Raw genomic sequence first — 9,051 nt, forward strand, 5'->3', positions numbered from 1 at the left:
TCAGCAGCGGCGGGCCGGCCAGGAAGGCGCGCGAGCGGCCGCGCACCATGATGATGTAATCCGACAAGCCGGTCTGGTAGGCGCCGCCTGCCGTGGACGAACCGTGCGTGACGGTGACCACCGGCAGGCCGGCGGCGGACAAGCGCGCCAAGTTGCGAAACAGGTTGCCTCCGCGCACGAATTCCTCGACGCGATAGGCCATCAGGTTGGCGCCGGCGCTTTCGACCAGCTGCACATAGGGCAGCCGGTTCTCCAGCGCGAGTTCCTGCACGCGCAGCTGCTTGTCCAGTCCGCGCGGCTGCAGGGCGCCGGCATCGATGCCGGAGTCGGAGGCGCAGACCATGCAGCGCACGCCGGAGACATAGCCGATGCCGGCCACCAGGCCGCCGCCGGGCACGCTCTTGTCGGGATCGGGCACGTCAAGGCCGTAGCCCGCGAGGGTGCATAGCTCGAGGAAGGGGGCGCCGTGGTCCAGCAGCAAGGACAGGCGCTCGCGCGGCAGGAGCTGGCCGCGCTTTTCGAAGCGCTGCCGCGAGGCGGCCGAGGCCTGGCGGGTGCGTTCCTCGAGTTCGCGCACCCTGCCGAGCAGTGCGAGCATGCCGGTGCGATTCGCCTGGAAGATGTCGCTGCTGGTGGAAATATTGGTTTCGATCAATGCCATGTCGATAGGAAAGGAAACTGCGGATGGCGCATTCGGATAGCGCTTTTCCGGCTACAGCGGGAAAGTTACTACCGGAGCCGGGAGAGGGTCTTGCGTAAAGTGGCTGAAGCGGCGTTGCGCCGCCGGGAAGTCAAGTGTCGTGGCCGGGTTGCTGCAAGCGCAGGGAGCCAAAGGGTCTGCAATCTGAAGTCGTCAATGTGCAAGCAGCTGCAATGCGCTGCCGAGCGGACATAGTCGTGCCAAGTTTTAAGGTTTGAGGTCAGGCACCTCGCTGGGCGATGACCGCAAGATGCGACTGTGGCCACTGATCGAACTCAAGGTGCCGAAGCGCACAACCAGCTTCCTGAATGACCTGCAACAGACCCGGAATACCGAGCGTGCTGTAGTAGACCGTGGGCCCCATCGCAGAGTCAGTGTGCTCACTTGGGCGATCAAGCCCTCCTGCAGAAAAGAGCAGCACTCCTCCTGGCTCGAGCAGGCCCATAAGCTTCAGCATCAAAGCTCGTTGTTCAGCGAGTTGTACGTGCCAGATGCTGTCCCAGGCGGTGATGAAGCGGTAAGTCCGGTGTGGCTGCCACGTGCAGATGTCGGCTCGATGAACCTGAACGGCCGGATCGGCCTCCCGCGCTAAGGTCACCATTCGATCGGAGATATCAACACCTTCGATCTCAAGGCCGCAGTCTCGGAGCAGTGCATTGAAGCGAGTACTACAGCCGCACCCAACGTTCAGTGCCGCACCAGGCGTGCTGTGAGGCCCCAGGAAGCCGAGCGCGCGCTTGTGCTGATTGATCCCGTCTGATTCGTTGAAGTGACCGTCCTGCCAGATTGGGGCCAGGGTGTCGTACGCGGAGGCGATGGCTGAGTGCTGCATTTCGTGTCGCTCAATGCTGCGCGGACCCTCGCCCGCAAACGTAAGCGCCCAGGAAACTGTCAAAAGGGAATCCGCAACTTTTTTTCATTTTTTGCATGATTTCAAATGTTCTATATGATATGTCGGCTTCTTGTCACCTGGTATAAAGAGTTAGGCGCCTTCGCCAAACGCAACACGCAACACGCAACACGCAACACGCAGGTTAAGGATAGAGCGTTTCGAAATTGCTTAACATTTCAATGAATTGCGCGATTTTCCGTGCGCGTGTTTCTGGCTTCCTGGCGCTTTGTACTCTGAAAAGGATGGCGTATCGGTTTTGCTGTTGAGCATTGCAAAGAACTTCTTTGCCTTGGCGGCCCGCATCAAGACCGTGTTGCAAGTCGTCAGGGATGGTCGAATTGCTTGCCGACGCATAGGCGGCATCCTAGCAGCCATCCTGCATTGCTCGATTTATTTCCAGCATGCCGGCCGGACGTATTCGTCCGGATACAACTAGTGCTTCTGCTTTTTTCTTTGTTGATCTTTGACCAGATACTCTTGGCTGTTCGAGACGTGAAGCGTTGAAGCCAGTAGCTTTCGCTTTCGGCTTGCTTCTGGCCGTCAGTCCATTCGTTATAGAGCGCGCTTTCGAGCGCTTCCGCATATGAAAGTGGCAAGGTGGAACTTTAGCAACGCTTTCCCTTCTTTCTTATTACCGATAATCCGTTGCGTAAGAACGAATGAGTATTTCTGAAAAAGTAGGTGTTTGGGCACGTGGCATCAAGCGTGACGGAGTCACCCTCTGGTTCGCTTACAGGCATGCCGAGACGCCTTGGGCGGCCAAGCTTCTTTGTGTATTTGTCGTTGCATATGCGTTGAGCCCAATCGATCTTATTCCTGACTTTATTCCCGTCCTGGGCTATCTGGACGATGTCATCTTGTTGCCATGCCTGATCTGGATTGCAGTTAGGATGATTCCGCCGGATGTGCTGACGGAATGCAGGACTAGAGCTGCGGAGTGGATGGCTGACGAAGGACGGAAGCCGCGCAGCAACTGGGGCATACTTTTCGTCGCCGTGGCCTGGGTCCTCATCACATGGATACTATGGAAGTACGTGGTCTCGCAATACATCTGACCAGTGTCACACTGCAGGCTGGGCAAGATATCTACCAGTTTCTTTTCCTTCTGACTCAAAGGCTTGAAGTAGTTGCCGGACCCGGGAAAGCCAACGCTTGCAGGTCACAGTACCTCGTACTGGCGCCGCCGCACAGGACAACAAGCACATTGGATGCGGTGCGCAGTACGTCGGCATTACGACGCGTGGTGGCGGCGACGGCAGCACCACATGCAGGCTCGACAACGAGGCGATGTTCGTCTGCGACGTCGAGGCAGGCTCGCACAGCCTCATCATCAGTCACGGTCGTCGCGACAACCTCGTGCTGCTTCGTCCAGTCGAATGCGCGTTCACTCACCCGTCGCGCACCTAGCGATGTTGCTATGCTCGTGATAGCGTCCAAGGTAACCAAATGACCGGCGGCCACTGCGGCGTTGAGAGAATCCGCACCGACTGTCTCCACCGCTACGAGCGGTACGTCTTGCCAACCGATCGCGTGCATGCCGTGAAGTACGCCGCACATCAAACCGCCACCGCCAACTGATAACACTACGACGTCCGGCTTGGGTCCTTGTGACGCTGCTTCGACGATCATGCTGGCATGCCCTTCCCACAGAAGAGGGTCGTCGAAAGGATGGATGAAAGCATCCGTCGGCAGCCGCATCGCCATCAAATACTCATTGGCTTCCATCCAGCTCTTGCCGTGAACGACAACTTCCGCGCCCTGTCGGCGAATTAGCATCTTCGGCCACTCACGCGTGGATTCCGGCACCACGACTACCACTGGAAGACCGAGCCGCCGCCCTGCGTAGGCGACAGCGAGCCCGGCATTGCCGCCGGATGACGAGAGCAAGCGACGCGCACCGCGCGCAGCGTGCACTTCACACGCATGTCCAACACCGCGCAACTTGAACGATCCACTCGGCTGCAGCGCCTCCAGTTTCAGCCAGATACGCTGATCTGGGGTGCTGAAGGCATCGGATGCGATGAGGGGAGTTTGTATATGGATCGGCATTAACGTGCAATATATCGCAATGCTATCGGCTATGCTCGGCGTGCCTGGATGCCGGCAATCGCAAAGATCTTTGCTCGCTGGATCGTCAACAGAAAGACCAGATATCCGACCAGCGAAAGAATTGCAAGTAGCAACATACTGACACGATATGCGTTGACCGTGCCCAGCACAGACTGCAACTTCGTCACCGCGACGCCAAAACCCCATTGCCACAAAAACACTCCTGCAAAGAGCAGCAAATTGAAGAATGCAATAGCTTTGCCTGCTTCGTTCGGTGCGAAGCGCTGCCCCACGAGAGGATGCGTGACAGATAAAGGCCACGCGACACCGCGTGAAGTGCAGACTTGACCGTCTGCCTCTGGCGGCGCCGAGTCTGACGCTCATGAATCTGGGGCCGGACTCGTTCCAGGTGAGCACGACGGAACATCTTGAAGACGAGGGGTCAACCGGATGCGCGCGGTTTTCACCACGATCTGAGCGTCACAATTTTTATCCGGGTAATATTGACCTCGTATTTATACCCGGATAAAATCAATCCAATGATCGAGACCGCCATGCCAGCCCATCCAAACCTCACCTACACCGCCTTCATCGGCACCCGTCGCATTGCCGCGGGAGATCTGCATGCCGTTGCCGCTGCCATGCGCACAACGCGCCAAACGCAGCATGACCCTGCACCGCTCTTGTTTCAAGACGATACCGGCGAGCAGATTGATATCGACCTTCGTGACAGCAATGATGCAGTCGCTGCCGGACATCAGTCGACGCCTGCAGAAACTCCGGCGATTCCTGCTGATAAGGCGGGCGCCAGGGCGCGGGGTCGGCCCAAGCTCGGCGTCGTCCCACGCGAAGTGACTTTGCTTCCCGAGCATTGGGACTGGCTTTCCTCGCAGCCTGGCGGCGCGTCAGTTGCCCTGCGCAAGCTCGTTCATGAAGCCCGCAAGGCAGGGGCCGAACGCGAGCAGCAACGGCACGCACAGGAGCGCGCCTACCGAGTCATGTCAGCCCTTGCCGGCAACCTTCCTGGCTTCGAGGAGGCGAGCCGCGCACTGTTTGCCGGAATGCTAGACCGGCTGGCCGCAGAGGCAAAGGCATGGCCGCCTGATGTTCTGGAATACGTGCTCCGCCTTGCTGATCCAGCGAGCGGCGCAGGCGCTCACAAAAGCTGACCCTGCGCTTTATCTTGCACACGCGGTTGGCTGCGGCCATGCCGCGAACAACCGGAAAAACCGACTTCATCAGAGGAATCAGTCATGTCATCGAATCCACATCATCTGTCCCCTTCCGCACGGCGCCAGATCGCGCGCCAGGTGCGGGACGCATTTCCACGCATGGGGATCTACGCAATCCGGGACAAGGAAACGGGCAAGGAGCGGGTAGGCTCCAGCCGCAACGTTGATGGCGCGCTCAATCGTGCGCAATTCGAGCTTCGTATGCGCTCGCACCCCGACAAGGCACTCCAGGCCGCATGGGACAACAGCGGCCCCGAGCGCTTCGCGTTCGACATCGTCGACCTGCTGAAGGAGCGTGACGATCCGAACTTCGACTACGCCAAGGAGATGCAGGAGCTGGAACAGTTCTATCGTGAAGAACTCGAGACAACGCCCGGAGCGCCGTGATGAGCGAATTCAATCTGCAGGATTTCATGAAACGGCATTGCGAACACGGGGCGATGTGCACACGGCTGACCGAAGAACTTGGGGTCTTGCACGGCTTGTCGTGGGCTGACTTTGTCCTCCTCGCCGAGCTTGATGCCGGAGGTGGTAATCTATCGACGCCCGAACTCGCGCAGAAGCTCGGCCTCTCGCGTTCACGATTCCTGTTGCAACTGCTCCCACTTGAAAAAATCGGCCTGGTCGAGCGCATTGTCGGTGAGAACCGGAGCAGCCGTATTGCGATCCGGTCAGCGGGGCGCCGGCTGCAGCGGGAAGCATGGAGCACCGCGACGGAGGTTTGCAGCGCGATGCTGGCGTAAGCCGCAACCGGGGCTCGGCATCTACGAGCTCTAAGCGGACCGCTATCGGGCCGCATTCTGTCTTTCGCTGTCGAGCAAAAACTGATCAAACCCGTCTGGACGGTTAGATGCCGCTTCCGGGAAAAGGCGCCGATGACGGCAGGCTGACAAACGCGACGTGTTGGGTATGGGTGATAAGTTAAATTCCATAGTCGCGCTCCACTTTACAGATTCTTGTTTTGAAGGCGGCGTACCATTTTTTCCGCCCAAGCTCCTGTGCTTCTCGATGTTCGATATTGGCCTTCCATGCCCTGATCGATTCGAGATCTGCCCAATAGGAGACCGTTATTCCCAAGTCTTCGCGAGCTGACTCAACGCCCAGGAATCCAGGCTGCTGCGATGCAAGCTCAAGCATTTTTTTTGCCATTTCGCCATAACCATGATCGCCCTCTGTTCGAAACGAAGTGAAAATGACCGCGTAATAGGGTGGTTCGGGGGTATTGGCTATTGACGATATGCGCATTCCTTACGCGACGATATTTGACTTGTGTCTTTCCGTGAAGGATGCTGACACGAATATATTGTCAAATCAATCTCAAATGGATGAGATTTCCGAGACGCGGCTCCGATCAGTCGCAACCACTCTCGATAGTTGAAGGAGGCATTTTTGCGCAGGCGTTATCGGGTCATTGATTTACCTGTATTGGCAGTTGTACGAGCCATGGTGCCCCACGGCTCGCATTGCGCACGGCGGGCATCGTGGTAATCCGGAGCCGGGTCTGCTCTGTCAGGGCCTTTGTCCAATGTCGCGCCAAGCCCGAGGCCGTCAAGCCTGCACAATCCTGATCAGCATGTCGCGAAACTCCTGCGCACTGTAACGTCCCGAGCTCCTGAACCAGGTCATCGCTCCCATCAGGGCGCCGTGCAGGATGCGCGCCGCAGCATCCGCAGGAATGCGCATCGGCACCGCCTGGCCGTACTCCTCCAGGACGTTCGCCCAAAGCGTGTGATACCTCTTGTGCAGCCGCGTCAGTTCGGGCTTGGCAGCTTCCGGCACTTCGCGCCATTCAAAGACCAGCACGGCGAGGTAGTCCTTCTTGATCTCGCCCACCATCCATTCGAGCTCGATATCAATGAACTGTTCCAGGCGCTCCGACGGCGATGCTGTCCGCTTGAGCACTTCCTCAGCGCGGATGCACAAGGTCATGGCGGCTTCGCGCATGATATCGAGCAGCATCTCCTCTTTCGAACGGAAGTGATAGAACAGGCTGCCGGACAGGATGCCCACCGCATCGGCGATGTCGCGTACCGTGGTGCCTTTGTAGCCGCGCTCGCGGAATAGGCGGGCGGCCGCATGCAGTATGCGGTCGCGCGGGATCGGCGCCGGCTCCGCGCGCTTGCTGCGCGCCGTTGCTGGTACTGTGGCTGCCCGTTGCGCCGTCATGCTGCCGTGCTCAGTTCGTTCATGTGCTTGATCACGGCCAGCCTGCGTGAACCGGCAATGATGTCTTTCGGTGTCAGGCCCCAATAGCGGCGGACCGTGTGGCTGAAATGCGATGAATCGGGATAGCCGATGTCGAGCGCAATATCGGTCAGGCTGGTCGGTGTGTTCACATAATGAAGGAAGCTGCGCGCGCGCTTCCAGGCGCGAAAACTGCGGAACGTGGTGCCGACGTCTTCCTTGAACAGATGCAGGAAGCGCGAGAACGATAAATCAACATAGCGCGCACACTCTTCCGCGCCGAGCAGCCCGCACGGTTCGTGATTGATCTTGTCGACGACCGCTGCCATGCGCGGGTCCAACCGACGCCGCTCCAGCGTTTGCCCGAAAAAGAACAGGTCGACGTTTTCCTTCACCTTGGCCAGGTCTGCCTGCTTGTAGCGAATGGAGGTAAAGGCATGCCGGACAGCGTCCAGCGCCGGGGCGCACTGGTCTGCGTGGTGCGTGGGCTGCAGCCACGACGGCAACTGGTCAATATCGACGGTCTCTGCTTCGATCAGCATGACGCCGATCAGGCGGTCGCTTGTCATGATGCGATGCGGCGTCTCCGGCGCGACGACGTACATCTCTGCGCTCTCCCACTCGCCGTCTTCCAGCTTGATCTGGAACGGTGCGCCCAGCGACACATAGACCGCCAAGGCACCGAATTCGCGCGTACGCGGCCTGCCAAGCAGACCTACGTAGGCGACTCGATCAACCGTAATCAACATCATCATGTCATCTGCTTCCCTGCATTGCAGACGATCATCTTTCCGCTCCGACACCACGCCTTTTGTCATTTCGCTCTCCTTCAGATCGCGCCACCGGTTCTGGTTCCGGCATGGTCGCGATTGTCTCCGTTGATGGGAACTTCTTTCTGACTTGCTGATGCTGTTTATTCTGATGTTTGATAAAAGAGTGCCATGGCTTCAGGCACAAAGCAAGTGCTTGGTCAATGCGATATCGAAGTGTGCAAGTCATGAGTGAGTCAAATAAAAACTATAAAAATCAGGTCGTTGATGCCGCCTGATTGATATATCGCAATCAATGACGTCGGGCGATTAAAAAAATTATTTACCAAGCACTTGCTTGTTTACGCAACTAAGTTCCAGCAGACTTTGAACCCGGACTGCGCACGCGCAGGAGAAACCGGCGATGCTGCGCCCTATCAGGAAACCGTCCTTCCGTATCGGCGTCACGCCGGTTTGTTGGTTTCCATCTTCATGAACAGGCTCTGGCCAACTTCCCGGCGCAGACCGTGACGTCACATCGATCTTCAATCCGCCGGCCCATCCCGCGACTGCCAAAACACTGCCATCCATGCCGTTTGGCGGCGTACCAACCAAAAAAGTTGTATGTTGACGCATGCATCTCCCCTTGATGCGCGCCCCCGATACGATTCCCCGCCAGCTTTTGTCGGCTGGCATGAGTCTTGATAGTCGTCCGGTCGGGGCATCCGTAGGAAGAAGTCATGAGATCGTTTCATCGCCTGCGTTCAGCCCACCGTGAAAAACTCGCGCTCTTGAAATTGCGCGGCTTCTTCAATCAACAGACGATCCGGGCTGCACGCGTCGGCACGTCGGTGGCAAAGCGGGAGAAACCTTGAAATGAAACAGGAATTCAATAGTCGAATGGAAACCAGCAACGGCATCAATGCATCCACCCAAGCCCCCGATACCGCGAGCACCACAGGTAAAGGGCCGATCGAAACCGATGCCGTGATCGTCGGCGCCGGTCCGGTAGGCCTGTTCCAGGTCTTCGAACTGGGACTGCTGGAGATCAAGGCGCATGTGATCGATTCGCTGACCAGCGTGGGTGGACAATGCGTCGAGCTGTATCCGGACAAGCCCATCTACGACATCCCCGCCGTGCCCAGCTGCACCGGCCAGGAACTGACCGACAACCTGCTCAAGCAGATCGAGCCCTTCGGCGCCACCTTCCACCTCGGGCAGGAAGTCACCGTGGTCGAAAAGCGC

General features: G+C 58.1%; 14 protein-coding genes and 1 pseudogene. 6 read left to right on the forward strand and 9 right to left on the reverse strand.

Features of this window, described 5'->3' with window-relative positions:
* From VJ698_RS22060 to VJ698_RS22070, 3 genes and pseudogenes are all read right to left on the reverse strand, one after another.
* Positions 1-598: carboxyl transferase domain-containing protein (locus VJ698_RS22060; RefSeq protein ID WP_414691207.1), on the reverse strand; the 598-nt coding region annotated here is incomplete at its 3' end.
* 322 nt (positions 599-920) lie between these two features.
* Positions 921-1,532, reverse strand: a complete 612-nt coding sequence (locus VJ698_RS22065; RefSeq protein WP_324104973.1) for a class I SAM-dependent methyltransferase — start codon at positions 1,530-1,532, stop codon at positions 921-923.
* A 202-nt stretch (positions 1,533-1,734) separates the two neighbouring features.
* Positions 1,735-2,182 (reverse strand): annotated as a pseudogene (locus VJ698_RS22070) (YdeI/OmpD-associated family protein); the annotation flags it as partial.
* 69 nt (positions 2,183-2,251) lie between these two features.
* On the opposite strand from VJ698_RS22070, the gene VJ698_RS22075 reads away from it, so the two are divergent.
* Positions 2,252-2,647, forward strand: a complete 396-nt coding sequence (locus VJ698_RS22075) for a YkvA family protein (protein WP_324104974.1) — start codon at positions 2,252-2,254, stop codon at positions 2,645-2,647.
* 55 nt (positions 2,648-2,702) lie between these two features.
* Here the strand turns inward: VJ698_RS22075 and VJ698_RS22080 are convergent, their stop codons facing one another.
* Complete coding sequence (locus tag VJ698_RS22080; protein WP_324104975.1) at positions 2,703-3,641, reverse strand: pyridoxal-phosphate dependent enzyme; 939 nt, start codon at positions 3,639-3,641, stop codon at positions 2,703-2,705.
* Between the two features lie 29 nt (positions 3,642-3,670).
* Positions 3,671-3,934 carry a hypothetical protein gene (locus tag VJ698_RS22085; RefSeq protein WP_324104976.1) on the reverse strand — a complete coding sequence of 88 codons (264 nt, stop codon included), beginning with the start codon at positions 3,932-3,934 and terminating at the stop codon, positions 3,671-3,673.
* 135 nt (positions 3,935-4,069) lie between these two features.
* On the opposite strand from VJ698_RS22085, the gene VJ698_RS22090 reads away from it, so the two are divergent.
* The 3 genes from VJ698_RS22090 (at position 4,070) to VJ698_RS22100 (ending at position 5,616) form a co-directional block, all read left to right on the forward strand.
* Positions 4,070-4,810, forward strand: a complete 741-nt coding sequence (locus tag VJ698_RS22090; RefSeq protein WP_324104977.1) for a DUF2239 family protein — start codon at positions 4,070-4,072, stop codon at positions 4,808-4,810.
* A gap of 84 nt (positions 4,811-4,894) precedes the next feature.
* Positions 4,895-5,260: a GIY-YIG nuclease family protein gene (locus VJ698_RS22095; RefSeq protein WP_324104978.1), complete on the forward strand. Its 366-nt coding sequence runs from the start codon at positions 4,895-4,897 to the stop codon at positions 5,258-5,260.
* Positions 5,260-5,616 carry a hypothetical protein gene (locus VJ698_RS22100; protein ID WP_324104979.1) on the forward strand — a complete coding sequence of 119 codons (357 nt, stop codon included), beginning with the start codon at positions 5,260-5,262 and terminating at the stop codon, positions 5,614-5,616. The genes VJ698_RS22095 and VJ698_RS22100 overlap by 1 nt, the downstream gene beginning before the upstream one ends.
* Before the next feature lie 178 nt (positions 5,617-5,794).
* On the opposite strand, the gene VJ698_RS22105 is transcribed toward VJ698_RS22100, so the two are convergent.
* The 4 genes from VJ698_RS22105 to VJ698_RS22120 form a co-directional block, all read right to left on the reverse strand.
* Positions 5,795-6,118 (reverse strand): antibiotic biosynthesis monooxygenase, encoded by a 324-nt coding sequence (locus tag VJ698_RS22105; RefSeq protein ID WP_324104980.1) that lies wholly within the window; start codon positions 6,116-6,118, stop codon positions 5,795-5,797.
* A 303-nt stretch (positions 6,119-6,421) separates the two neighbouring features.
* Positions 6,422-7,039, reverse strand: coding sequence for a TetR/AcrR family transcriptional regulator (locus VJ698_RS22110; RefSeq protein WP_324104981.1), 618 nt, complete (start codon positions 7,037-7,039; stop codon positions 6,422-6,424).
* A complete protein-coding gene (locus tag VJ698_RS22115) occupies positions 7,036-7,812 on the reverse strand; it encodes an AraC family transcriptional regulator (RefSeq protein WP_324104982.1) in 777 nt (258 codons plus the stop codon). The genes VJ698_RS22110 and VJ698_RS22115 overlap by 4 nt, the downstream gene beginning before the upstream one ends.
* 333 nt (positions 7,813-8,145) lie before the next feature.
* Positions 8,146-8,442: a hypothetical protein gene (locus tag VJ698_RS22120; RefSeq protein ID WP_324104983.1), complete on the reverse strand. Its 297-nt coding sequence runs from the start codon at positions 8,440-8,442 to the stop codon at positions 8,146-8,148.
* Between the two features lie 104 nt (positions 8,443-8,546).
* Here VJ698_RS22120 and VJ698_RS22125 point away from each other — a divergent pair, with 104 nt between their 5' ends.
* Positions 8,547-8,681, forward strand: a complete 135-nt coding sequence (locus VJ698_RS22125; RefSeq protein WP_324104984.1) for a hypothetical protein — start codon at positions 8,547-8,549, stop codon at positions 8,679-8,681.
* Positions 8,682-8,706: 25 nt separating this feature from the next.
* Positions 8,707-9,051: NAD(P)/FAD-dependent oxidoreductase (locus VJ698_RS22130; protein ID WP_414691206.1), on the forward strand; the 345-nt coding region annotated here is incomplete at its 3' end.

The organism is Noviherbaspirillum sp., from assembly GCF_035254685.1.
In the GTDB taxonomy this organism is placed as follows: Bacteria; Pseudomonadota; Gammaproteobacteria; order Burkholderiales; family Burkholderiaceae_D; genus Noviherbaspirillum.

Bases quoted from the DNA above. Each gene is read 5' to 3' on its own strand.
- VJ698_RS22080 (WP_324104975.1), bottom strand. From the start codon at position 3,641: ATGCCGATCCATATACAAACTCCCCTCATCGCATCCGATGCCTTCAGC.
- VJ698_RS22110 (WP_324104981.1), bottom strand. From the start codon at position 7,039: ATGACGGCGCAACGGGCAGCCACAGTACCAGCAACGGCGCGCAGCAAG.
- VJ698_RS22115 (WP_324104982.1), bottom strand. From the start codon at position 7,812: ATGATGATGTTGATTACGGTTGATCGAGTCGCCTACGTAGGTCTGCTT.
- VJ698_RS22125 (WP_324104984.1), top strand. From the start codon at position 8,547: ATGAGATCGTTTCATCGCCTGCGTTCAGCCCACCGTGAAAAACTCGCG.
- VJ698_RS22120 (WP_324104983.1), bottom strand. From the start codon at position 8,442: ATGCGTCAACATACAACTTTTTTGGTTGGTACGCCGCCAAACGGCATG.
- VJ698_RS22095 (WP_324104978.1), top strand. From the start codon at position 4,895: ATGTCATCGAATCCACATCATCTGTCCCCTTCCGCACGGCGCCAGATC.
- VJ698_RS22105 (WP_324104980.1), bottom strand. From the start codon at position 6,118: ATGCGCATATCGTCAATAGCCAATACCCCCGAACCACCCTATTACGCG.
- VJ698_RS22075 (WP_324104974.1), top strand. From the start codon at position 2,252: ATGAGTATTTCTGAAAAAGTAGGTGTTTGGGCACGTGGCATCAAGCGT.
- VJ698_RS22100 (WP_324104979.1), top strand. From the start codon at position 5,260: ATGAGCGAATTCAATCTGCAGGATTTCATGAAACGGCATTGCGAACAC.
- VJ698_RS22065 (WP_324104973.1), bottom strand. From the start codon at position 1,532: ATGCAGCACTCAGCCATCGCCTCCGCGTACGACACCCTGGCCCCAATC.